Genomic DNA, 24,606 nt, shown 5'->3' with positions numbered 1-24,606 from the left:
TATGTGTGGAATTGTTGGTGTTCTGGGACAGCATGAAGCCGCCCCTATTCTGGTTGAGGCCCTGAAACGGCTGGAATATCGCGGCTATGACAGCGCCGGTATTGCAACCGTGAATGACGGAGCTTTGGGCCGCAGGCGGGCCGTCGGCAAGCTGGTCAACCTAAGCGATCTGCTGGTGCATGACCCTTTGCCCGGCAAATCCGGCATCGGGCACACCCGCTGGGCCACCCATGGCGCGCCTTCGGTCAACAATGCCCACCCGCACAAGGCCGGGCCGGTTGCCGTGGTCCACAACGGGATCGTCGAAAACTACCGTGAACTGCGCGCCGAACTGGCCGAGCACGGGATCGGGTTCGAGACCGAAACCGACACCGAAACCGTCGCACTGATGGCTGAACATCTGCTGAATTCGGGCCTGTCGCCCGTTGAGGCCGCGTTCAAAACCATCGACCAGTTGCAGGGCGCGTTTGCGCTGGCCTTTCTGTTCGACGGTCAGGATGACCTGATCGTGGCTGCGCGCAAGGGCTCGCCGCTGGCGATTGGTCACGGAGATGGTGAGATGTATGTTGGCTCGGACGCGATTGCGCTGGCGCCGCTGACCAACAAGATCACCTATCTTGAAGAAGGCGACCGGGCGGTCCTGACCCGCACCTCGCTGGAAATCCGCAACGAGGCCGGTGAACTGGCCAATCGTGAGATGCGCAAGATCAAGCTGGATCATGCACGCGCCGATAAGGGCGAGCACAAGCATTTCATGGCCAAGGAAATCGCCGAACAGCCCGTTGTCGTGGCCGAGGCGATCCGATCCTACCTGCCCACCGGCGGCGACCGGGTCGTGTTGCCAAATACCGATCTGGATTTCACCAAGCTGGACCGCCTGACAATGGTCGCGTGCGGCACGGCCTTTTATGCCTGCCTGACCGCGAAATACTGGTTCGAGCAATTGGCGAAACTGCCGGTCGAGGTCGATATCGCCAGCGAGTTCCGCTATCGCGAACCACCCATCACCGACCGGACCATGGCGCTGTTCGTCAGCCAGTCGGGCGAGACCGCCGATACACTGGCCGCGCTGCGCTATTGCGAGGGCAAGGCAGACAAGATTGTGTCGGTCATCAATGTCCCCGAAAGCTCGATTGCGCGGGAAAGCGATGTGGCGCTGCCCATCCATGCAGGGGTCGAGATCGGCGTTGCCTCGACCAAGGCGTTTACATGCCAACTGAGCGTGCTGCTGATGCTGGCACTGAAGGCCGCGGCCGACCGGGGCACGATGTCGGAGGAGGATCTGGCCGATCACGCCGCCGCCCTGCGTGGATTGCCCTCGGTCCTGAATGCGGCGCTGGATCAGAACCGCGCCATTCGCAAATCCGCCCAGCGCCTGTCCGAGGCGCGCGACGTGCTGTTCCTGGGACGCGGTCTGATGTACCCGCTGGCAATGGAAGGTGCGCTGAAGCTGAAGGAAATCAGCTATATCCACGCCGAAGGCTATGCCTCGGGCGAATTGAAACACGGCCCCATCGCGCTGATCGACAAGCATATGCCGGTTGTGGTGATGGCCCCGAAGGATACGGTTTTCGACAAGACGGTCTCGAACATGCAAGAGGTGATGGCCCGTAAAGGCAAGGTCATCCTTGTGTCCGATGACGACGGCATTGCCGAGGCCGAGGACGGCGTCTGGAGCACGATCCGCATGCCGCATATCCACCCCAGCCTCGCCCCGATCCTGTATTCGGTCCCGGCCCAACTACTGGCCTATCATACGGCGGTCGCCAAAGGCACGGATGTGGACCAACCGCGCAATCTGGCGAAATCGGTGACGGTGGAATGACCTGGCCCGCCCCAGTTTCGCTTGTTGGCACTCACGTCCGGCTGGAACCGCTTGACCCCGCGCATTCAGAGGCTCTGAAAACGGCGGCGGCGGATCTGGGGCAGCTTTGGTATACCTCCATCCCCACGGTCGAGGGGATGGACGCCGAAATCGCCCGCCGCATTGGGTTGCACGATATGCAGCCCTTTACGGTCATGACACCAGACGGCACCCCTATTGGGATGACCACCTACATGAACACCGATGAGGTCAACCGGCGGGTCGAAATCGGCTCGACCTGGATCGGGCGCGCGGTTCAGCGCACGCCGCTGAACACCGAAGCCAAATTTCTGTTGCTGCGCCACGCTTTCGAGGGTCTGTCCTGCCATGCGGTCGAATTCCGCACCCATCGGCTGAACACTCAGTCCCGGCAGGCTATCGAGCGGCTGGGGGCGCAGTTGGATGGCATCCTTCGGGCCAATATGGTGATGGCCAACGGAACCCTGCGCGACACGGCCGTCTATTCAATCACCGCACCGGAATGGCCTACGGTGCGCGCACATCTTCTGCATAAGCTGGACCGATGACACTGGACGACGCCCTTGCCGCGATAAAGGCCCATGCCGACGCAGAAAAGGCCGCGCAGATGGCAGCGTACCACAAGGCGGACCGCCCCTATCTGGGCGTCGCCAACCCGGTTCTGAACGACCTGACCAAAGCGTGGCGACAAGAACTGGACGTGCCCGCGCGCGTCCATTTGGCGGATGCGCTGTGGCAGACCAATGTGCACGAAGCCCGTCTGGCCGCTGCCAAGCTGCTGACGCAGGCGCGCATCCGACCGGACGACGCAGTGTGGGCGTTGCTGGAAAGCTGGCTGCCGGATTTCGATGCCTGGGCCGTTGCCGACCACGCCTGTATGGCAATGCAAAAACGGCTATCCGCCGACCCGACGCGTCTGGATCAGGTCGAGGGCTGGACGACCTCGGACCATATGTGGACACGCCGCGCGGCGCTGGTTGCCACCCTACCCTGGACCAAGCAGAACCACCCGAAACCGGATGATCTGGCCCGCCGGGACCGTATCCTAGGCTGGGCCGCCACCTATGTCCCGGACCGCGACTGGTTCATCCAGAAAGCCATTGCTTGGTGGCTGCGCGAGCTGTCCAAACACGACGCCCCGCGCGTTCTGGCCTTTCTGGATCAACATGGGGATGCTATGAAACCCTTTGCCCGGCGTGAAGCCGGGAAATACCTGAAAGATCAGTTGGCGTAGACTTCGACCTCAACCAACTCATCCAGCGGCACCAGCAATGCGCGCATTGCATCCAATGAAAGCTGGCTGCCGCCGCCTTCCGGCCCGCGCGACGGCACCAAGGTGATGTAAGCCTGTGCACCCGTGCGTGGCACCACCACACGTGCGGTTACCTCAGTGTCCACAAGCGGCGTTTGCATCCAGCGGCCTGGCGTCGTCGGATCGCCCAATCCTGCAATGGTTGTTCTGGGGCCCACCCAATCGGCGCGGGCGGCGACCGGCTCGGGCTCGGGCGCTGCTTCCGCAACTTCGGCTTCCACCTCTGGCGCTGCTTCGTTCCGGCCAAAAACGCGATCCGTTGTTGACCGAACCGCATCGCAACCTGTGACCAGAACGCACAGGAAAACAAGAAAATACCTCATCCGTCTTACCTACAGCCCAACACCCATCTGTTCCAGCCCAAAGCGCAGTTCGCTCTTGTCGTGGACCGGTTCCACATCTACCTATAGCGCATGACTGCTCCGCTGATTGATCCCTTCGCCCGCGCCATCACCTATCTGCGCGTCTCGGTAACCGACCGATGCGATTTTCGCTGCGTGTACTGCATGTCCGAAAACATGACCTTCCTGCCCAAGAAAGACCTTCTGACGCTGGAAGAGCTGGACCGGATGTGTTCCACCTTTGTGAAGATGGGCGTCGAAAAGCTGCGTATCACCGGCGGCGAACCCCTTGTGCGGCGCAATATCATGACGTTTTTCAATGCCATGACCCGTCATCTGGACAGCGGCGCGCTGAAAGAGCTGACGCTGACCACCAATGGCTCACAGCTTCACCGCTTTGCCGACGATCTCTACGCGGCGGGTGTGCGGCGGGTGAATGTCTCGCTTGATACGCTGGACGATGACAAATTCGCCAAAGTCACCCGCTGGGGTCGACTGAAACAGGTGCTGAACGGCATCGACGCAGCGCAAAAGGCCGGGTTGCGGGTCAAGATCAACGCGGTGGCCCTGAAAGGCTTCAACGAGCCGGAACTGCCTCGCATCACCGAATGGTGCGCAGAGCGTGACATGGACTTGACCTGGATCGAGGTCATGCCAATGGGCGATATCGGCAACGAGGATCGTCTGGATCAGTACTGGTCGCTGAAAGACGTGCGCAAGGAATACGAAAACCACTATGCCGTCACCGATCTGGCCGAGCGCACCGGCGGCCCGGCGCGCTATGTCCGGCTGGAGGAAACAGGCCAGAAGATCGGCTTCATCACGCCCCTGTCCCACAATTTCTGCGAAAGCTGCAACCGCGTGCGCCTGACCTGCACGGGTGAGCTGTATATGTGCCTTGGACAAGAGGATATGGCCGATCTGCGCGCCCCGCTGCGCGACCACCCCGACAACGAAGCACAGCTTGAAGACGCGATCCGCGCAGCCATCACCCTTAAACCCAAGGGGCATGATTTCGACTATTCCCGTCAGGCCGTCGATGGCCAGATGAGCCGCCACATGAGCCACACGGGCGGCTGACATGCCCGGCCACCCGACGCTGCTGTACCGGCTGTATTGCGGCCTGACGACGATTGCCTCACCTCTGGTCTGGCGCACGGTGCGCCGCAAACTACAGGCCGCTGACGTCCCCCCACAGCGACAACAGGAACGGCTCGGCCACGCCAGCCTGACCCGCCCGCAAGGCCGCCTGATCTGGTTTCACGCGGCCAGCGTCGGTGAAAGCCTGTCGGTTCTGAGCCTGATCAAAAAACTGGGCGCGCGCCTGCCCGATGCCGAGTTCCTGATTACCTCGGGCACCCCGACATCTGCCGCTTTGATCGAAAAGCGCCTGCCTGCGCGTGCGCGCCACCAATACCCACCGCTGGACACCGCCGGCCCGGTTAACCGCTTCCTGAACCATTGGACACCCGACGCCGGTATCTTTGTCGAAAGCGAAATATGGCCGCGCCTGATCGTCGAAAGCGCTCGACGGGGCGTGCCGCTGGCCCTGCTCAACGCGCGCCTGTCCGAGAAGTCTGTCAAAGGCTGGAAAAAGCGCCCCAAAACAGCGCGCTTCCTTCTGGATAAATTCCGCCTGTTTCTGACCCAGAACGAAAAGACCGCCAACAACCTGATTGCGATGGGCGCGCAAGCCGACCGGGTGAAACCCGGCACCAACCTCAAGGCCATGTCCGACCCGCTGCCCGTGGACAGCACAACCTTGGACGAGATACGCGCGCAAATTGCAGATCGCCCCGTCTGGATCGCCAGTTCCACTCATGACGGCGAAGAGGAAACGGTACTTGCGGCGCACAAGGCTTTGCTGGAACGCTGGCCGAACCTTCTGCTGTTGCTGATCCCCCGTCACCCCGAGCGCCGAGGCGACGTTGCCACCCTTCTGCGTCAATCCAACCTACCCGCCGCCTTCCGCGCCTCTGGCCAGCCGATCACCGACCAAACCCAAGTCTACGTCGCCGACACGCTCGGTGAGACCGGAACTTGGTACGCTGTAAGCCCTATAGTCTTTCTTGGCGGATCACTCAAAGAGATCGGCGGCCACAACCCCTTCGAACCCGCCCAGGCCGGGGCCGCAGTCATCACCGGACCGGGCTACTTCAACTTCGCCGAAACTTTCGCCCCACTGATCGAGGCCAAAGGCGCAATCGAGGTCCAGACCGCCAAAGACCTGTCCGATGCCGTCGAAACCTGGCTGGCAGATGATGCCGCGTTAAACACCGCGCGCGCAGCAGCCCAAACCTGCGTCTCTACCCAAAAGGACGCGCTGGATGCAGTCGTTGAAACGCTCTGCACGCATCTGACCCTCGCCCAATAGGCGCAGGATCCCTCTTCATCTGGCTAAAAATATCTCGGGGGTGTGGGGGCAGAGCCCCCACCCTCTCCATCAGGCCGCCGGCATCCGCTGCTCGACAATCTCAGCCCACCAGCTGCACCCGGCGGGAATGGCCTCGTCGTTAAAATTATATTCCGGGTGGTGCACCATGGCCGTGTCGCCATTGCCAACCAGAATATACGCCCCCGGACGTTCTTCGAGCATGAACGCGAAATCCTCGCCGCCCATCACCAAAGGCGCATCCTCGCAGTCGCCGGAAACAGACCGGGCCACGTCTGCGGCAAACGCGGTCTGCTCGTCACTATTCACCATGACCGGGTAGCCGCGGATATACGTCACGTCCGCAGTGCCGCCGAACGTCGCCGCCACGCCGTTGCAAATCTCGTTGATCCGCTTTTCGGCCAGATCGCGCATCTCCTTGCTCATCGTGCGCACAGTGCCTTTGATCTGCACCGTCTGCGGGATCACGTTGAACGCCTTGGATGACGTCTCGAACGAGGTCACCGACACCACCACCTGATCAATCGGGTCCGCATTGCGCGATGCAATGGTCTGCAATGCCAGCACCGCCTGCGCCGTCATGACAGTCGTATCCACCGTCTCCTGCGGTTTCGCCGCATGACCACCGCGCCCTTCAAAGGTGATATCGAACTGATCGGTCGCCGCAAAGAACGAGCCCGGACGAATCGAGAAACTGCCAACCGGCTTACCGGGCCAGTTGTGCATCCCGTAGACCTCCTGAATGTTCCAGCGATCCATCATGCCGTCTTCGCACATTTCGCGCCCACCGCCGCCGCCTTCTTCGGCAGGCTGGAAGATTACGACAACGGTGCCGTCGAAATTGCGCGTTTCCGACAAGTACTTCGCAGCCCCCAGCAACATCGCCGTGTGGCCATCATGCCCACAGGCATGCATCGCGCCGGGCGTTTTTGAGGCATAGTCCAATCCCGTCGCCTCATGGATCGGCAGCGCGTCCATGTCGGCGCGTAGACCGATGACCTTGCCGTTGCTGTCGGACTTGCCCTTGATCACGCCGACAACGCCAGTGCGGCCGATACCGGTGACGACCTCGTCGCAACCGAACTCCTTGAGTTTCTCGGCCACTACTGCGCTGGTGCGATGCGTTTCGAACAAAATCTCGGGGTTCTCATGCAGATCGCGTCGCCATTCGGTGATTTCGTTCTGCAATTCGGCAAAGCGGTTCTTAACCGGCATTCTTTCTCTCTCCTACTTCAAGCCGCCGGCATCCGGCGCTCGACCATTTCGGCAAACCACGAGCATCCGATTGGGATGATCTCGTCGTTGAAATTATATTCGGGGTGGTGCAGCCCGGCGCTGTCGCCATTGCCCAGAATGATGAAAGCGCCGGGGCGTTCTTCCAGCATGAATGAGAAATCCTCGCCCCCCATCACCATTGGGGCCTCGCCGCAACTTCCACCAACAGCAATCGCGGCTTCTTCTGCATAGCCGGTTTGCTCTTCGGCGTTGATCGTGACCGGAACGCCTTTGTTGTAGGTCACGCTTGCGGTGCCGCCCATCGTGGCGGCGATGCCGGTGGCAACTTCGCTCAGCCGCTTTTCGATCATCTCGCGCATTTCGTTGGAATGCGTGCGTACCGTGCCCCGAACGCGGGCCGATTGCGGGATCACGTTGAACGCCTTCGATGACGTCTCGACCGAGGTCACAGACAACACACCCTGCTGGATCGGGTCGGCATTGCGCGACACAACCGTTTGCAGGGCCACGATTAACTGAGACAGCATCACTGTGGTGTCCACCGTTTCCTGCGGTTTGGCCGCATGCCCGCCATGACCTTCCAGATGGATGTCGAACTCGTCCGCCGCCGCCAGCAATGGCCCCGAGCGGATGGCGAATTGGCCCGTGGGCAGGCCCGGCACGTTATGCATCGCATAGACTTCCTGAATGCCAAACCGGTCCATCAAACCGTCCTGACACATGGCCTCGGCCCCGTTGCCGCCCTCTTCCGCAGGCTGAAAGATCACAACTGCCGTGCCGTCGAAATTGCGCGTCTCGGCTAGGTACTTTGCAGCGCCCAGAACCATCGCCGTATGACCATCATGGCCGCAGGCATGCATCGCGTCGGCGGTTTTCGAGGCATAATCCAGCCCGGTCTGTTCTTGCATGGGCAGCGCATCCATATCCGCCCGCAACCCAATCGCACGGCCCTGTGTATCTGTCTTGCCCCGGATGATCCCGACCACGCCGGTACGGCCGATGCCTGTGACAACCTCATCACAGCCGAACTCTTTCAGCTTTTTGGCCACCAGGGCGCTGGTGCGGTGGGTGTCGTACAGGATCTCGGGGTGTTCGTGAATGTCGCGCCGCCAGCCGGTAATCTCATCGTGCAGTTCTGCAAGGCGGTTTCTGATCGGCATGTCATTCTCCCTTATCAGGCGATGGGCAATCGTCGTTCCACAATCTCGGCAAACCAGCTGCAGCCGGCGGGAATCGCGTCGTCATCGAAATTGTATTCCGGGTGGTGGCACATGGCCGTGTCCCCGTTTCCAACAAAGATGTAGGCTCCGGGCCGTTCTTCAAGCATGTAGGCGAAATCTTCCGATGGCATGATGGGATCGGTGCTGTCATTCACCTTACCCGCAACGGCTGCGGCGGCTTCTGCGGCATAGGTGGTTTCCGCCTCGGAATTCACAGTCACTGGATAGCCGGGGTTCCACTTCACCTGCGCCGATGCGTCAAAGGCCGAGGCCGTATCCTCGGCAATCCGGCGCACGCGGTCTTCGGCAATGGTACGATATTCCGGATCCAGCGTTCTGACGGTGCCTTTCAGCCGGACGGTATGCGCAATCACGTTCGACGCGGAACTGTCTGTTTCAAAAGTGCCGACAGTCAGAACAACCGATTTGATCGGGTCCACCGTGCGCGAGACAACCGATTGCAAAGACACAACAATATGTGACGCAACAAGCGTCGTATCCACCGCGTCATGAGGGGCCGCTGCATGGCCGCCCTTGCCCGTAACGGTGATTTCGAACTCATCCGATGATGCCAGCAAAGCACCGGGCCGGATGGCAAATTCGCCCACCGGAAGGCCGGGCATGTTGTGCATCCCGTAGACCTCTTGAATGTTCCAGCGGTCCATCAGCCCGTCCTGACACATGGCCAAGCCCCCGGCCCCGCCTTCTTCGGCAGGCTGAAAGATCAGTACCACGGTGCCATCGAAATTCCGCGTCTCGGCCAGATAGTGCGCAGCCCCCAACAGCATCGAGGTGTGGCCGTCATGCCCGCAGGCGTGCATCTTGCCGGAAACGGTCGAGGCATAGTCCAGCCCCGTCGCTTCTTCGATCGGCAGGGCGTCCATATCGGCGCGCAGCCCGATCACGCGACCCCTGGTATCCGTGCGGCCCTTGATCACCGCCACGACGCCGGTTTTGCCTATACCGGGCGTGATTTCATCGACGCCAAATTCCTTCAACCGTTCAACAACAAAGGCTGCGGTTTCGTGGACGTCGTACATAAGTTCGGGATGCGCATGCAAGTGGCGACGCCATTTGGTGATTTCACCATGCATCTCGGCAAGTCTGTTTTTCACCGGCATGTCGTGCCTCCTTTGGCGGGTTAGCCCGTCAGCTTTTCCAGCAGCCGTTTCATAAATGCGTGGCCTGCTTCGAACTGCGCGACCGAGATAAACTCGTTCGGCTGATGCGCCTGCGCGATGTCGCCGGGGCCGCAGATGACAGCGGAATAGCCTGCTTCCTGAAACTGACCCGCCTCGGTGCCATAGCTGACCACGTGGCCGGCATTGTCGCCGGTCAGGGCGCGGACCAGGGCCTCGGCCTCCCCATCCTCTTCCGGCACCAGACCGGGGATCGAGAAGTTCTCGGACAGGTCGATCCGCGCCTCGGGGTGGACCGCCTGCATCCGTGCCTCGACCTCGCGCACCTGCTGGAAATACGCGTCGCGCCAATCGGCTTTTCGTTCGTCCGGGACAATGCGGAAGTCCATCATGAACCGGCAATCCTTGGCGGTAATGTTATGCGCCGTACCGCCTTCGATCATGCCCACATGCAGGGTCGACCATGGTGGGTTGAACACCGCAGCGGTATCGCTGGGCCTTGCCGCCTGATTACGTGCATTCTGATCATTTGCCCAATCGATCAGCGGCGCCGCCTGCATGATCGCATTGACACCGGTGTGCATGATCGAGCTGTGGACCTCGAACCCCACCATATGCGTGTCATAGCCAAAGCTGCCCTTGTGCCCTGTGACCGCCTGCATTGTCGAAGGCTCACCCACAATCACGGCAGAGCCTTTGGGCAGAACACCCTGCATCGCCTTGATCATGGGCGGCGCGCCGGTGCAGCCGATCTCTTCGTCGAAACTCAGCGCCAGTTGCAGCGGGCGTTGGAGGTTTGCGTATTGGCCTTCGACCAAGGCCCAGATGGCCAGCGCATCAAACCCCTTCATATCGCAGGTGCCACGCCCGAAATATTTGCCGTCTTTTTCGACAACGGTGAAGGGATCAGTGTCCCACGGTTGCCCGTCCACCGGCACCACATCCGTGTGGCCGGACAGGACTACCGCGCCTTCTTCCCACGGGCCGACATGGGCAAATACCGCCGCCTTGTGCGGCTGGTCCGGGTCGGGCCAGCGATGCGGTTCAATCCCATGTTCCCGCAGATAGCTTTCGACCCAATCAACCAGCGGCAGGTTGGTGTCACGGCTTACGGTCGGGAACGAGATCAGCTTGGTCATGATCTCAAGCGGCGTCAGGCGCTGTGCCATGGAATTTAGTACCCGCTATCCGTCGTCAGGATGAAATGGCCCGGTTCGACCTCATGATAGACCGAGGGTTCAGGCGTGTAGTCGATTGGATGAATTGGCGACGGGATCGGTTTGAAATTCAGGTCTTTTTCCGATTTCCGCTGGTTCGGATCGGCAATCGGAACCGCCTTCATCAGCGCCTGTGTATAGGGGTGCTGAGGGTTCTCGAACACCCGCGCGCGCGGCCCAAGCTCGACGATCCGGCCCAGATACATAACGCCGACATGGTGGCTGACCCGCTCGACCACGGCCATGTCGTGGCTGATGAACAGGTATGACAGGCTGAGTTCGGATTGCAGTTCCATCATCAGGTTCAGAACCTGCGCCTGCACCGACACGTCCAGCGCCGAGACCGCCTCATCCGCGATGATCAGCTTGGGGTTCAGGGCCAGTGCGCGGGCAATCGCGATCCGCTGACGCTGACCGCCCGACATCTCGTGCGGGAAGCGGCGCATGAAGCTGCGCGGCAGTTGTACCTTGTCGAACAATTGCGCCACGCGGTCCTGTAGTTCCGACCCGGTCGCGACGCCATAGTTGCGCATCGGTTCGGCCACCTGATCGACCAGTTGCATCTGCGGGTTCAGCGAGGCGAACGGGTCCTGAAAGATCATCTGCATGTTCAGCCGCGCCTTGCGCAGGCCGCCGGGATCCAGCTTCATGATATCGACGCCATCCAGATCGATCTCGCCCGCCATTGGCTCGACCAGACGCAGGATCGACCGCCCGGCCGAGGACTTACCACAGCCTGATTCGCCCACAAGGCTTAGCGTTTGACCGCGATTCAACGTAAAGGACACATCCTCGACCGCGTGAACGTTCGAAATCGTGCGGCGCAGCAACCCGCCTTTGACGGGGAAGCGTGTAGTCAGGTTTTTGACCGTCAGCAAAACCTCCTCGGTGCCGGGAATCGGGGCGATGGTCTGGCCTTCTACCCCCAGCAATTTCATCGGCTCGGGCGCGGATTTCCCCTGCATTTCCCCGAGCTTGGGCACCGCAGCCAACAGCGCCTTGGTGTAATCATGCTGCGGGTTTTCGAAGATTTCCTTGACGGTGCCTTCCTCGACCTTGTTGCCACGGAACATAACCACCACGCGGTCGGCCATCTGTGCCACCACAGCCATGTCATGGGTGATAAACATCACCGCCGTGCCGGTTTCCCGCTTCAACCGGTCCATCAGGGCCAGAATCTCGGCCTGAATGGTCACATCCAGCGCCGTGGTCGGCTCGTCCGCGATCAAAAGCCGGGGCTCGCACGCCATTGCCATCGCAATCACAACGCGCTGCCGCATTCCGCCGGACAGTTCATGCGGATATTGCTTCAAACGGCGTTCCGGCTCGGGAATCCTCACCTGACGCAGCAGTTCAAGGGCGCGTTCTTCGGCCTGAGTCTTGGACATATTCTTGTGGATGCGCAGACCTTCGGTCAGTTGTCGGCCCACGGTGAAAACCGGATTCAGGGCTGTCATCGGCTCCTGAAAGATCATTCCGATCTCGTTGCCGCGAATCTGTTTCATCAGATCCTGATCGGCTTTGGACAGGTCCATTTCGTCCCCGTCGCGGCGATCAAACAGCAATTCTCCGCCCGCGATTTCGCCGCCGCCAAACTCGACCAGCCGCATCAAAGACAGCGAGGAAACGGACTTGCCGGACCCGGATTCGCCAACGATACAAACGGTTTCGCCGGGCTTCACCTCGAACGAGACATCCTCGACGCCCACCACGGGGCCATCCTTGGTTTGGAACTCGACCCGAAGTTTTTTTATCTGGGCAATAGGTTGGTCCAGCACGTGCGCACTCCCCTTGGCAGGCTGATTTGTTCGAATGCCCGACGCTAAGGCGCTGAGGCGGGAAAAGTCAAACCCGTCGCAATTTTTCCCGACGGCAACCCTTGCTTTTTTCCAAAGTTCTGTTTCGATACCTCGCGTAACCGTGTTGGGGAGAATACGGCATCACAAAAATGCGAACTGATTTTGCGATATGAAATCAGCGTCTTACCCCCATTGCGGCAACGCCTAATCCGCAGGCCTTGCGGAGAAAATCGAGACACGCAAGTGTCCAACATGGAGTGTATGATGAAAATCAAAGCCCTTTTGCTTGGTGCGATCGCAAGCACGGCGATGGCCCCAATGGCCTTTGCCGAGCGCGGCTCGGACGGCAATGTAAGCATCATCTATTGGCAAGCACCCTCGATCCTGAACCCGTTCCTGTCGGGCGGTACCAAGGATGTGGAATCAGCTTCGCTGGTGATCGAACCGCTGGCGCGCTACGACCAGGACGGCAACATGGTGCCCTTCCTGGCATCGGAAATTCCGACCGTCGAAAATGGTGGTGTCAGCGAGGATCTGACCTCGATCACATGGAAGATCGCACCGGGAATCACCTGGTCGGACGGCACTCCGTTCACTTCGGCAGACGTGAAATTCACTGCTGACTACTGCATGCACCCGGAAGGCGGTTGTGCTCAGGTCACCAAGTTCGAGGGCGTCACCTCGGTCGAAGCGGTGGATGATCTGACCGTCAAAGTCACTTTCGACAAACCGACCCCCTTCCCTTACGGCCCGTTCGTGGGCGGTGAAAGCCCGATCATTCAGGCCGCTCAGTTCGCAGACTGCCTGGGTGCGAAGGCCCCGGAATGCACCGACCAGAACTTTAACCCGATCGGAACCGGCCCGTTTGTCGTCACCGAGTTCAAGCCGAACGACGTGATCACATTCGCAGCCAATGACAACTATCGTGACCCGGCGAAACCGGCCTTCGCGACCGTGACCTTCAAGGGCGGCGGCGATGCAACGGCTGCCGGTCGTGCGGTCATGGAAACCGGCGAGTTCGATTACGCCTGGAACCTGCAGCTTGCGCCCGAAGTGATCGCGCAGATGCAAGAAGGCGGCAAGGGCACCCCGGTCGCAGGCTTTGGCCCGCTGGTCGAGCGTATCATGCTGAACCAGACCAACCCGTCACCCGACCTGCCCGAAGGTGAGCGTTCGACGGCTGCGCATCCGCACCCGTTCCTGCAGGACCCGGCCGTCTACAAGGCGCTGTCCATGGCAATCGACCGGCCGCTGCTGGTTGAGATCGGCTACGGTCAGGCGGGTAAAGTGACTTGTAACTGGGTTCCGGCCCCCGCCGCGTTCAACTCGACCTCGATGAGCTGCGACACGCAGGACATCGAAGGCGCGAAGAAGCTGCTGGATGATGCCGGTATTGTGGACAGCGACGGCGATGGCGTCCGCGAAAAAGACGGCGTTCCGCTGAAAATCGTCTATCAGACCTCGACCAACGCCGTCCGTCAGGACTTCCAGGCGCTGATCAAGGAATGGTGGAGCCAGATCGGTGTCGAAACCGAACTGCGCAACATCAACGCATCGGTCTTCTTCGGTGGTGACCCGGGTTCGCCCGACACGTTCCAGAAGTTCTACGCCGACGTTGAAATGTACGCCAACACCTTCAACGGCACCGATCCGCAGTCCTATCTGGGCAACGGCCTGTGCGACAAGGCTCCGCGTCCGGACACGCAGTGGCAGGGTGAGAACATCAGCCGCTTCTGCAACGAAGAGTTCGACAAGCTGCATGGTCAGCTGGCCGAAACCGCCGGTCTGGAGGCCCGTGCCGAGATCGCGAAGCAGCTGAACGACATCATGGTTCAGAACGGCGGCATGATCCCGCTGGTGCACCGTGGTCGTCTGTCGGCACATGCAAACACGCTGGGTGGCGTTGTCCTGAACGTTTGGGACAGCGAACTTTGGAATATCGCTGACTGGTACCGCAAGACCGGTTCCTAAGCGTTAGCCTTGCAAAGCCGCGCCCCGATCTTCGGGGCGCGGCCCTTTGCACACCACTCCAACAAGAAGACGCATATAAAGGCGCCTCTTAATGCTCAATTTTACCATCAGACGACTGGTGCTGGCCGTACCCACACTGCTGTTCATCAGCCTCGTCATCTTCCTGCTCCTCGAACTCGCACCCGGCGACCCGATGGCGCAGGTTCCGCTTACCGTCCCCCCCGAAGTCAAAGAGAAGATGCGCGAGGCGCTTGGCCTGGGCCAGCCGATGCATATCCGGTTCTGGAAATGGATCGTGCAGTTCTTCTGGATCGAACCGCAGGTGCTGGTCGACCATATGTTCGGCACCACCTTCTCGGAAGGTGATCTGCGAGTGATTTCGTGGCAGACCCGCTCGCCCGTCATGGACATCGTCGTTCAGCGCATCCCGCAGACCCTGTGGGTTGTCGGCACCGCCTATGTGGTCGCCATCCTGATCGCCCTGCCCATCGGCATTTATTCCGCTTATCGCCAGTATTCGTGGTTCGACCAGATGGGCACCTTCGTGTCGATGGTCGGCTTCTCGGTCCCGCCGTTTTTCTCGGGCGTTCTGGTGATCGTGATCTTCTCGGTGCAACTGGGCTGGTTCCCGTCGATCTATGACACAACTCTTGTGGTCAACAGTTGGGACAGCTTCATGCTGCAGCTGAAACAGATGATCATGCCCGTCATGGTTCTGGCACTACAGATCACGGCACAGCTTAGCCGCTTCATGCGTGCGTCAATGCTGGACAACCTCAATCAGGATTACGTCCGCACCGCCCGTGCCAAGGGCCTCAGTGAATATACGGTCGTAATGGTGCATGTCCTGCGCAACTCGATGATCCCCGTGGTCACCGTGATCGCGCTGGGTATTCCGGCCATCTTCGGCGGCGCCATCATCACCGAGCAGGTGTTCAAGGTGAACGGCATCGGCCAATTGCTGATCGGGGCCATTCAGGCCAACGACCTGCCGATGGTGCAGACCCTGACCTTCATCTTTGCCGTGCTGATCGTTCTGTTCAACCTGATCGCAGACGTGCTCTACGGCATTCTGGACCCGAGGATTCGCTATGACTGATCATGATCGTACCGATACGCTGGTCCCGGATGAAGGCATTGCGCCAGCGTCCACCGCCCTGCCAACTGCAGGCGTGATGGACGACCTGACCACCCCGCCGCGCAGTCAGTGGCGCGACGTGTGGGATCAGTTCAAGACCCACAAGGGCGCGATGATCGGGGCGATGCTGTTCATCTTTATCGTCGCTGCCGTCTATCTTGGCCCCTATGTCTGGACCATCGATCCGACGCAGATCGACATTCGGGCGCGCAATCAGGGGCCAAGCTGGGCGCACCCGTTTGGCACTGACCAACTGGGCCGAGATATTCTGGCGCGGATGATGTCCGGCGGGCAGACCTCGGTCTCGGTGGGTATCACCGCGATGTTGCTGGCGCTGTTCCTGGGCTCGTTCATCGGCGTGGTCGCCGGGTTCTTCAAACGGCTCGACGGACCGCTGATGCGCCTGACCGATCTGTTCCTGGCCCTGCCCCTGCTGCCCCTGCTGCTGGTCATGATGCTGCTGTTCCGCGAGCCCTTGTCGGCGGCCTTCGGGCTGGAGCGTGGGATCTTCATCCTGATCGTCTGCGCCATCGGCATCACCTCATGGATGCCCACCGCACGGATCGTGCGGGGCGACGTGTTGGCGATCAAGGAACGTGAATTCGTTCTGGCCGCGCGTTCTATAGGCACCAGCAACACGCAGATCATCACGCGGCATATCCTGCCCAATGTGCTGTCCCCGATCATGGTGTCGGCCACTTTGGGCATTGCAACCGCGATCATCACCGAAAGCGCGTTGTCCTTCCTTGGGCTGGGCTTCCCGCCCGACTTCCCGACTTGGGGCCGCCTGCTGTTTGATGGTGTCGATTACCTGCAGCAATACCCCGAACGTGTGTTCTGGCCCGGCCTTGCGATCTCGCTCACCGTGCTCAGCGTCAACTACCTGGGCGACGGCCTGCGCGACGCGCTGGATCCGCGTATTCGCGGGCGTTAAGCGAACTCAGTCGGCGCGCCTTAGCGCGCCGGCACACACCACGATCAGAACGGCAAGCGGCAGCAATACGGCAAACGCCATCCGCAGCGTCAGCAACTCGGCCAGAAACCCGATCAGCGGCGGCCCGATCAACAGCCCCCCATAACCAAGCGTAGCAACACTGGCGATGGCCTGCCCCGGCGGTATCTGCGGATCATTGGCCGCCCGGCTGAACGCCAATGGCATGATCACCGCATAGCCCACACCCATCAAAGTAAAGCCCACCAGCGCCAAAGGCGCTGCCCCTGCCGAGACCACGCAGAACACACCCACCGCCGCAAAGACGCCACCGCCGCGCGCCGCCGCAACCGGCCCGACCCGCGCAATTAGGAAGCCTCCGGCCAGCCTGCACACCACCATCGCGACCGAGAAGACCGCATAGCCCAACGCCGCAACGCTCTCAGCCGCTCCGGTGACATCGCGCAGGAACAAGGCGCTCCAATCGGCGACTGCGCCTTCGCCCAATGCGCCGCAAAGCGCCGTGAAGCCAACAAGGATCAACACGCCGGACGGGAAGGCAAAAACCGCGCCATGCGATTGCTCTGCCCGGCGAGACGTCCACTGCACCCAGGACAGCGCCAAGGCCAAAGCCACGACGACAGCACCTGCGGCAAGAAAGTGCTGCAACACGTTCATCTGCAACTGAACCGCGGCATATCCGCTGATGGCCCCCAGCCCTGCCCCAAGGCTCCACATCGCGTGGAATGAGGACATGAGCGGTTTGTCAAAGGCCTGCTCGACCTCAGCCGCCCAGGCATTCATGGCCACGTCCATCGACCCGTGGAAGGCTCCAAACAGAAACAGAAAGGCGGCCAACATGGTGAAACTGTCCGCCATCGCCAACAGGATCAGGGACCCGGTATAAAGAACGGCTATGATCCGAGTGATCGCGACCGCCCCGAACCGGTCGGTCAGCCGCCCGGTGATGGGAAAGGAACACACTGCCCCCGCCGCCATGAACAGCAGACCATAGCCCAAGTCTTCGTGGCTGAGTTGCAGATGGTCACGGACGGCAGGAATACGGGACGCCCAAATGCCAAACAGAGCACCGTTCAGAATGAACATCGCGGTCACAGCCCGCCATGCCGAAACAACACTGATCATTTGAACGCTCCGATTGGCTTTTCTGCCCGGCCACTACTACAAAGCCTAAGGGCTCGCGCAAGCGTCGTTCACTCCAACCGCTTGCGAATACGGCGCACCGCGAACCACACTGCCAGAATGACAGGCAAGGTTATCAGCGCGGTCAATGTGCCCTTGCTCAACCCCGCGGACGTCAGCGGGTACAACAGGTAACTGACCAGAGAGACCGCATAATAGCTGATCGCAACAACCGACAGCCCCTCGACCGTGTGCTGCAAACGCAGGGCCAGATCAGCGCGGCGATCCATGCTTTCCAGCAATGCCTGATTCTGCGCGCTGCGCTCTACATCCACCCGCGTTCGCAGAAGATCACCCGCCCGAATTGCCCTGTCCGACAAGGTCTGCAGCCGCTTTTCGGTGGATTTTACGGTTCGAATGGCCGGATCGTATCGGCGCATCATGAAGTCCGCAAAGCTCTGCCCACCCTGAAACCGTTCTTCCCGCAACACCTCGATGCGCTGGTTTACGATGGCTTCATAGGCACCGGTGGCCCCAAAGCGAAAGGCACAGCGGGCCGACAAGGTCTCCAACTCGGTTGAAGTTGTCAGAAGATCGGGCAGCAGATCGTCGGGATGTTTGCCGCCGTCGGTCATCTCGACCATCAGCTCGGACAACCGTTTGTCCAACTCACCAATGCGCGGCATCAGGGTTTTAACCCGCGCAAAGCCAAGCATCGACATGGCCTTGTAGGTCTCGATTTCGCACAGGCGCTGGATGACCCGCCCGGTGCGCCTGTTGCCGGTTCCGTCCGAGACAAACAGGGCAAAGCGCATATGCCCGGCCGGATCGATGCGAAAATCACTGGCGCAGATGGCCGCGCCATCCAGAACACCGGCAACGGCCAGACTCTCGGGTTCGAACCAATCCAGCAGATGGGCCCTGATCTGCGCGTCGTCCGGGCGCGATACAACGCGCATCAGAATTGAGGTCACCCTTTGGCCCGGGCTGGACATCAGCCAATCAGGCGGAAAGACCTCAAAATCGGCGGGATTGAACGCCCGGTCGCTCACGTTTGGCGTAATGGCCGTGTAGGTGACAAACTCGGTGTGCTGTTCCCATTTCAACCAATGGCGACCGATCTGGCCCGCGTAATGCGTTGCTGCGGGCTGCGGATGCGGTGCCCCGTGACGATCCAGAAGATCCGTCAAATGAGCGATATCGTCGCTCTTGTCCCGACCGGCTGCATCAACCGGCATTTTGATCGCAAGGAAGGCAACCGTGCAGGGCACCTGAGCAACCGGAAAGGGCCGCGCATGCAGCTCATTGGCCAGCGCATAGCGCAATGGGTGGTCCTGAATGGGTGTCATAGATCGCTCCGTACCGTGTCACGGACTATATGCGATCCAGCGAATACATCAATTCTCTTTTTATTTCATATACTTACATGAATGCAACGGCATACAAATCCGCTATCTCATTGATTTGGTTGCCACAGTTCAATCGGATTGCCTTCAGGGTCGTGAATTCGGGCGAACTTGCCCACCTCGCTGTCCCAGTCCGGGTTGGTTTCCACAGCGATCCCCGCCGCCTGAAGTTGTTCAGTCAGGGCTGCAAGATCATCGACCCGAAAATTGATCATCCATTGCTGCTCGGCCCTGCCGAAATACTCGGTGTCCTCAGCAAACGGAGCAAATACCGTATAGCCTTCACGCTGCTTCCAGGGGGCAGGGTCATAGTGGTTGACGCCCAGATGTGTCTCGTACCAGGCGCTCAGCGCTTTTGGGTCGCGCGCGCGGAAGAACACGCCACCGATGCCATTTACCTTTTCCATATCCGACCTCCTGCACAGTTTGGTTCCGACCCAGATTACCACATTCCGCCCGCTTCATCTGGCCACAAATATCCTTGGGGTTTTGGGGGCAAAGCCCCCGTTCAAACGCAAAAAAGAAAAGGGCGCCCATTGGCGCCCTTTGCGTTTTGATTACGACCCGTTTGATCAGTCGATCATGGGCAGCAGCTTGTCCAGCGACTGTTTGGCGTCGCCATAGAACATGCGGGTGTTTTCCTTGAAGAACAGCGGGTTTTCGATGCCCGAATAGCCGGTGCCTTGACCGCGTTTCGAGACAAACACCTGCTTGGCCTTCCAGCATTCCAGAACCGGCATCCCGGCGATGGGGCTGTTGGGGTCTTCCTGCGCCGCAGGGTTCACGATGTCGTTCGAACCGATGACGATGGCCACATCCGTTTCCGGGAAGTCGTCATTGATCTCGTCCATCTCAAGCACGATGTCATAGGGCACCTTGGCCTCGGCCAGCAGCACGTTCATGTGGCCCGGCAGACGACCGGCAACGGGGTGGATCGCAAAACGCACCTCTTTGCCCTTGGCGCGCAGTTTGCGGACCAGCTCGCTGACCGACTGCTGCGCCTGCGCCACGGCCATGCCGTAGCCCGGGATGATGATCACGCTGTCGGCCTCGTTCAGCGCGGCTGCAACACCATCGGCGTCAATGGCCACTTGTTCGCCTTCAACGGCCATCTGCTCACCCTGCGGGCCACCAAAGCCGCCCAGGATCACGCTGACAAAGTGACGGTTCATCGCCTTGCACATGATGTAGGACAGGATCGCACCGGACGAGCCCACCAGCGCACCAACAACGATCAGCAGGTCGTTGCCCAGCGAGAAGCCGATCGCCGCAGCCGCCCAGCCCGAGTAGCTGTTCAGCATCGACACAACCACCGGCATGTCGGCCCCGCCGATGCCCATGATCAGGTGATAACCGATGAACAGCGCCGCCAGTGTCATCAGGATCAGCGGCAGCAGACCGCCCGACATAGTGTACCAGACCAGACAGATCAGCGACAGACCAGCAGCCGCCGCATTCAGCGCATGACCGCCGGGCAGCTTGGTCGCCGCCGAGGTCACCTTGCCCGCCAGCTTGCCATAGGCCACGACCGACCCGGTAAAGGTGATCGCACCGATGAAGATGCCCAGGAACAGCTCGACATGCAGGATCGCCAGCTCGGCCGAGGTTTTCTTGGCGATCAGCTTGGCAAACGCGCCCAGATCGCTCAGATCCGCCTGAGACGCGCTGTCGGCAATCGCCATGACCTGCGCCACGTTGCCGATCTCAAAATGCGCGTTGAAGCCCACGAACACAGCCGCCAGACCCACCAGCGAGTGCATCGCGGCAACAAGCTGCGGCATCTCGGTCATCTGGACGCGCTGCGCCACATATTGACCGATCAGACCACCGCCCGCGATCAGCAGCAGCGACAGCAGCCACAGACCCGAACCGGGGCCAACCAGCGTGGCAAAGACCGCCAGCGCCATACCGACGATGCCATACCAGACCGCGCGCTTGGCGCTTTCCTGGTTCGACAGACCGCCGAGCGAAAGGATGAACAGAACAGCCGCAACGACATAGGCGGCAGTAGTGAAGCCAAATTCCATGTGCCCGGCCTCCTTAAGATTTCTGGAACATGGCGAGCATGCGCCGGGTTACGAGGAAGCCGCCGAAGATGTTGATCCCGGCCATGAAGACGGACAGCGCCGCCAGCAGAATGACCAGGAACGACCCCGACCCGATCTGCATCAACGCCCCAACGATGATGATCGACGAGATCGCGTTGGTGATCGCCATCAGCGGTGTGTGCAGGCTGTGCGCGACGCCCCAGATCACCTGGAAGCCCACGAAGATGGCCAGCACAAAGACAATGAAGTGCTGCATGAAGCTGGCCGGAGCGATCAGCCCCACCAGCAGCATCAGCGCGCCGCCGACCCCCAGCAGGGTGAACTGCTGTTTGGTCTGCGCTTTGAAGGCCGCAATTTCCTGCGCCTTTTTCTCTTCCGGGGTCAGTTCCTTGACCTCGGGTTTCTTCTGCGCCGCAATCGCCTGCACTTTCGGCGGTGGCGGCGGGAAGGTGATCTCGCCCTCATGGGTCACGGTCGCGCCGCGGATCACGTCATCTTCCATGTTGTGATTGATCTGGCCGTCCTTTTCAGGCGTCAGGTCAGTCATCATGTGACGGATGTTCGTCGCATAAAGCGACGAGGACTGCGCCGCCATCCGACTGGGGAAGTCGGTATAGCCGATGATGGTCACGCCATTGTCGGTCACGATCTTCTCATCCGCCACGGTCAGCTTGCAGTTGCCGCCCTTTTCCGCCGCAAGGTCAACGATGACCGAGCCCGGCTTCATGCTTTCGACCATGTCCTTGGTCCAAAGCTCAGGCGCTTCGCGGTTCGGGATCAGCGCCGTGGTGATGACGATATCCATTTCTGGCGCCAACTCACGGAACTTGGCCAGCTGCGCGTTGCGGAATTCTTCCGACTGAACGCTGGCATAGCCGCCGGTGGCCGCGCCATCCTGCTGCTGTTCCTCAAAATCCAGATAGACGAACTCGGCGCCCATCGATTCGACCTGCTCGGCCACTTCGGGGCGCACGTCGAACGCATAGGTGATCGCACCCAGCGAGGTCGAGGTCCCGATCGCCGCCAGACCGGCCACACCGGCCCCCACGATCAGCACCTTGGCAGGCGGCACCTTACCCGCCGCCGTCACCTGACCGGTGAAGAACCGGCCAAAGTTGTTGCCCGCCTCAATGACCGCACGATAACCGGCGATATTGGCCATCGAGGACAGCGCGTCCATCTTCTGCGCGCGGCTGATCCGAGGCACCATCTCCATCGCGATCACATTCGCGCCCTTGGATTTGGCCAGCTCCATGCCTTCTTCGTTCCCGGCAGGATTGAAGAAGGAAATCAGGGTCTTGCCCTTGGTCAGACGCTTGAGTTCCGTCGCATTCGGCTGGCGCACCTTGGCAACAATGTCAGCCTCTTTCCACAGCGCCGCCGCGGTCTTCACAACCTCAACACCCGCCGCCTCATAAACCGCATCCGAAAACCCGGCCGCAGCACCCGCACCCGTCTCAATCAGGCACTCATACCCCAGCTTCTGCAACTGAACAGCAGACTCAGGCGTCATCGCAACCCGATTCTCACCCTCATATATCTCTCTTGGTGTGCCTATTTTCATGTGCAGCTCTTTCAATGTCGTGGGAAGTCGGCTCGGAGACAGGGGAGAAGGAGTGCGTCTCCGAGCCAAACGCACAGCCTTGCAAGTGTGCGTGTTCCGGTGATCCGCCGCGTTTTGTTGCCGTTTGGCACGCATCGGCGATCAGGTCTCGGCAGATCAAAGCCCAACGGCCTGGCCGTTTGGGATCTGCCAGATATGTGGGTCTGCCTTGGCAAACGCCGCCGTGATGTCTCTGGGCAGGTATTGCCGGGTTTCGACAACGGCCCAGAAAGAGGGGTGAGAGCGCCGGGGCGCTCTCGGACCCGAAGAGTTATTCCATGACCGGGATGGTGAACTCGCCACCTTCCTTGATGCCCGAGGGCCAGCGCGCGGTCACGGTCTTGGTGCGTGTGTAGAATTTGAACGCATCCGGGCCGTGCTGGTTCAGGTCGCCAAAGGCCGATTTCTTCCATCCACCGAAGGTGTGATAGGCCAGCGGAACCGGGATCGGAACGTTGATGCCGACCATGCCGATGTTGATACGGTTGGCAAAATCACGGGCGGTGTCGCCGTCGCGCGTGTAGATCGCGGTGCCGTTGCCGTATTCATGGTCCATCGCATAACCAATGGCTTCTTCGTAGGTCTTGGCGCGCAGGGTGCTCAGAACCGGGCCGAAGATCTCTTGCTTGTAGATGTCCATGTCGGTTGTCACGTGGTCGAACAGGTGCGGACCGACATAGAAACCGTCTTCATAGCCTTGCAGGTTGAAATCACGGCCATCAACGACCAGCTTCGCGCCCTGATCAACGCCGCTCTGAACCAGACGCAGGATGTTTTCCTTGGCGGCCGAGGTGACAACCGGGCCGTAGTCAACGTCGTTGCCCGAGGTGTAGGGGCCGACCTTCAGGCTTTCGATACGCGGGACCAGCTTTTCGATCAGACGGTCTGCGGTTTCGTCGCCAACCGGAACGGCAACCGAGATCGCCATGCAGCGTTCGCCTGCCGCACCGTAACCGGCACCGATCAGAGCGTCGGCGGCCTGATCCAGATCCGCATCGGGCATGATGATCATGTGGTTCTTTGCACCACCGAAGCACTGCACGCGCTTGCCGTTGGCACAGCCGGTCGCATAGATGTATTCGGCAATCGGGGTCGAGCCGACAAAGCCGATCGACTGAACCGTCGGGTTGTGCAGGATCGCGTCAACCGCTTCCTTGTCGCCGTTCACGACCTGCAGGACGCCCTTGGGCAGACCGGCTTCTTCCATCAGTTCGGCCAGCATCAGCGGAACCGACGGCGCGCGCTCGGACGGTTTCAGGATAAAGGCGTTGCCGCAGGCGATGGCCGGGGCAAACATCCACATCGGGATCATGGCCGGGAAGTTGAACGGGGTGATACCCGCGGTCACGCCCAGAGGCTGACGCATCGAGTACATGTCAATGCCGGTACCGGCACTGTCGGTGAAGTCACCTTTCAGCATTTGGGGGGCACCGATGCAGTATTCTGCAACTTCCAGACCGCGCTGGATGTCGCCTTTGGCGTCGGGCAGGGTCTTGCCGTGTTCGCGGCTCAGCGCTTCGGCCAGCTTGTCCATGTCGCGGTTCAGCAGGGCAACAAACTTCATCAGAACGCGTGCGCGTTTCTGCGGGTTGGTTGCGCCCCATGCGGGTTGTGCCGCAGCAGCAAGCTCGACCGCTTTGTTGACTTCTTCAGTGGTCGCCAGCGGGCATTTCGCCTGAACTTCACCGGTTGCTGGGTTGTAGACATCGGCAAAGCGCGATGTTGTTCCGGCGGTGTGCTCGCCGTTGATGAAGTGAGTCAGTTGTTCCATTGGCTTTCTCCACTAAGCTTTTCCGTTTCCTATCCATGAAAAAATGCAATTCCCATAAAAAATTTCGCATATCTATTTTGCGTTTTTGCAAAGCAA

General features: G+C 60.3%; 20 protein-coding genes. 8 read left to right on the top strand and 12 right to left on the bottom strand.

Features of this window, described 5'->3' with window-relative positions:
* Position 1: 1 nt before the first annotated feature.
* The 3 genes from glmS to ACR0KX_RS04315 are packed head-to-tail and all read left to right on the top strand — an operon-like array spanning position 2 to position 3,077.
* Positions 2-1,825, top strand: a complete 1,824-nt coding sequence (glmS, locus tag ACR0KX_RS04325) for a glutamine--fructose-6-phosphate transaminase (isomerizing) (protein WP_170621356.1) — start codon at positions 2-4, stop codon at positions 1,823-1,825.
* A complete protein-coding gene (locus tag ACR0KX_RS04320) occupies positions 1,822-2,391 on the top strand; it encodes a GNAT family N-acetyltransferase (RefSeq protein ID WP_170621354.1) in 570 nt (189 codons plus the stop codon). Before glmS ends, ACR0KX_RS04320 begins: the two co-directional genes overlap by 4 nt.
* The gene (locus tag ACR0KX_RS04315; protein ID WP_170523515.1) at positions 2,388-3,077 is read left to right on the top strand and encodes a DNA alkylation repair protein; all 690 of its coding nucleotides are present in this window, start codon (positions 2,388-2,390) and stop codon (positions 3,075-3,077) included. The genes ACR0KX_RS04320 and ACR0KX_RS04315 overlap by 4 nt, the downstream gene beginning before the upstream one ends.
* Here ACR0KX_RS04315 and ACR0KX_RS04310 read toward each other — a convergent pair.
* Positions 3,065-3,478: a hypothetical protein gene (locus ACR0KX_RS04310; protein ID WP_480707936.1), complete on the bottom strand. Its 414-nt coding sequence runs from the start codon at positions 3,476-3,478 to the stop codon at positions 3,065-3,067. The genes ACR0KX_RS04315 and ACR0KX_RS04310 overlap by 13 nt on opposite strands.
* Positions 3,479-3,568: 90 nt before the next feature.
* Between ACR0KX_RS04310 and moaA the strand changes: the two genes are divergently transcribed.
* Together moaA and ACR0KX_RS04300 are read left to right on the top strand one after the other, a co-directional pair.
* Complete coding sequence (gene moaA, locus ACR0KX_RS04305) at positions 3,569-4,576, top strand: GTP 3',8-cyclase MoaA (RefSeq protein ID WP_170621350.1); 1,008 nt, start codon at positions 3,569-3,571, stop codon at positions 4,574-4,576.
* Position 4,577: 1 nt separating this feature from the next.
* Positions 4,578-5,870, top strand: coding sequence for a 3-deoxy-D-manno-octulosonic acid transferase (locus ACR0KX_RS04300; protein WP_170621348.1), 1,293 nt, complete (start codon positions 4,578-4,580; stop codon positions 5,868-5,870).
* 69 nt (positions 5,871-5,939) lie between these two features.
* Here the strand turns inward: ACR0KX_RS04300 and ACR0KX_RS04295 are convergent, their stop codons facing one another.
* Genes ACR0KX_RS04295 through ACR0KX_RS04275 form a run of 5 tightly spaced genes read right to left on the bottom strand, consistent with a single transcriptional unit; the run spans position 5,940 to position 12,478 of the window.
* The gene (locus tag ACR0KX_RS04295; protein ID WP_170451983.1) at positions 5,940-7,103 is read right to left on the bottom strand and encodes a M20 aminoacylase family protein; all 1,164 of its coding nucleotides are present in this window, start codon (positions 7,101-7,103) and stop codon (positions 5,940-5,942) included.
* Between the two features lie 17 nt (positions 7,104-7,120).
* Positions 7,121-8,284, bottom strand: coding sequence for a M20 aminoacylase family protein (locus ACR0KX_RS04290; RefSeq protein ID WP_170621346.1), 1,164 nt, complete (start codon positions 8,282-8,284; stop codon positions 7,121-7,123).
* A 14-nt stretch (positions 8,285-8,298) separates the two neighbouring features.
* The gene (locus ACR0KX_RS04285; RefSeq protein WP_170451987.1) at positions 8,299-9,465 is read right to left on the bottom strand and encodes a M20 aminoacylase family protein; all 1,167 of its coding nucleotides are present in this window, start codon (positions 9,463-9,465) and stop codon (positions 8,299-8,301) included.
* 20 nt (positions 9,466-9,485) lie between these two features.
* Positions 9,486-10,652 (bottom strand): acetylornithine deacetylase, encoded by a 1,167-nt coding sequence (gene argE, locus ACR0KX_RS04280; protein ID WP_170621343.1) that lies wholly within the window; start codon positions 10,650-10,652, stop codon positions 9,486-9,488.
* Between the two features lie 5 nt (positions 10,653-10,657).
* Positions 10,658-12,478 (bottom strand): ABC transporter ATP-binding protein, encoded by a 1,821-nt coding sequence (locus ACR0KX_RS04275; protein ID WP_480707933.1) that lies wholly within the window; start codon positions 12,476-12,478, stop codon positions 10,658-10,660.
* 285 nt (positions 12,479-12,763) lie between these two features.
* Here ACR0KX_RS04275 and ACR0KX_RS04270 point away from each other — a divergent pair, with 285 nt between their 5' ends.
* From ACR0KX_RS04270 to ACR0KX_RS04260, 3 genes are all read left to right on the top strand, one after another.
* Positions 12,764-14,470 (top strand): peptide ABC transporter substrate-binding protein, encoded by a 1,707-nt coding sequence (locus ACR0KX_RS04270; RefSeq protein ID WP_170451993.1) that lies wholly within the window; start codon positions 12,764-12,766, stop codon positions 14,468-14,470.
* A gap of 91 nt (positions 14,471-14,561) precedes the next feature.
* The gene (locus ACR0KX_RS04265) at positions 14,562-15,569 is read left to right on the top strand and encodes an ABC transporter permease (RefSeq protein WP_170523487.1); all 1,008 of its coding nucleotides are present in this window, start codon (positions 14,562-14,564) and stop codon (positions 15,567-15,569) included.
* Positions 15,562-16,542, top strand: a complete 981-nt coding sequence (locus ACR0KX_RS04260; RefSeq protein WP_170451997.1) for an ABC transporter permease — start codon at positions 15,562-15,564, stop codon at positions 16,540-16,542. The genes ACR0KX_RS04265 and ACR0KX_RS04260 overlap by 8 nt, the downstream gene beginning before the upstream one ends.
* A gap of 6 nt (positions 16,543-16,548) precedes the next feature.
* Here the strand turns inward: ACR0KX_RS04260 and ACR0KX_RS04255 are convergent, their stop codons facing one another.
* The 6 genes from ACR0KX_RS04255 to ACR0KX_RS04230 form a co-directional block, all read right to left on the bottom strand.
* Positions 16,549-17,685 carry an MFS transporter gene (locus ACR0KX_RS04255; RefSeq protein ID WP_170523484.1) on the bottom strand — a complete coding sequence of 379 codons (1,137 nt, stop codon included), beginning with the start codon at positions 17,683-17,685 and terminating at the stop codon, positions 16,549-16,551.
* Positions 17,686-17,753: 68 nt separating this feature from the next.
* Complete coding sequence (locus ACR0KX_RS04250) at positions 17,754-19,031, bottom strand: DUF3422 domain-containing protein (protein ID WP_170621341.1); 1,278 nt, start codon at positions 19,029-19,031, stop codon at positions 17,754-17,756.
* A gap of 107 nt (positions 19,032-19,138) precedes the next feature.
* Positions 19,139-19,495, bottom strand: coding sequence for a VOC family protein (locus ACR0KX_RS04245; RefSeq protein ID WP_170621339.1), 357 nt, complete (start codon positions 19,493-19,495; stop codon positions 19,139-19,141).
* Positions 19,496-19,660: 165 nt separating this feature from the next.
* Entirely contained in the window at positions 19,661-21,115 is a 1,455-nt protein-coding gene (locus ACR0KX_RS04240; protein ID WP_170622391.1) for an NAD(P)(+) transhydrogenase (Re/Si-specific) subunit beta, read from the bottom strand.
* A gap of 13 nt (positions 21,116-21,128) precedes the next feature.
* Positions 21,129-22,700, bottom strand: coding sequence for a Re/Si-specific NAD(P)(+) transhydrogenase subunit alpha (locus ACR0KX_RS04235; protein WP_170622390.1), 1,572 nt, complete (start codon positions 22,698-22,700; stop codon positions 21,129-21,131).
* 310 nt (positions 22,701-23,010) lie between these two features.
* Entirely contained in the window at positions 23,011-24,510 is a 1,500-nt protein-coding gene (locus tag ACR0KX_RS04230) for a CoA-acylating methylmalonate-semialdehyde dehydrogenase (RefSeq protein ID WP_480707930.1), read from the bottom strand.
* Positions 24,511-24,606: the final 96 nt, after the last annotated feature.

It is taken from the genome of Ruegeria sp. BG5, assembly GCF_056538425.1.
This window is presented reverse-complemented; position numbering and strand designations above follow the sequence as displayed.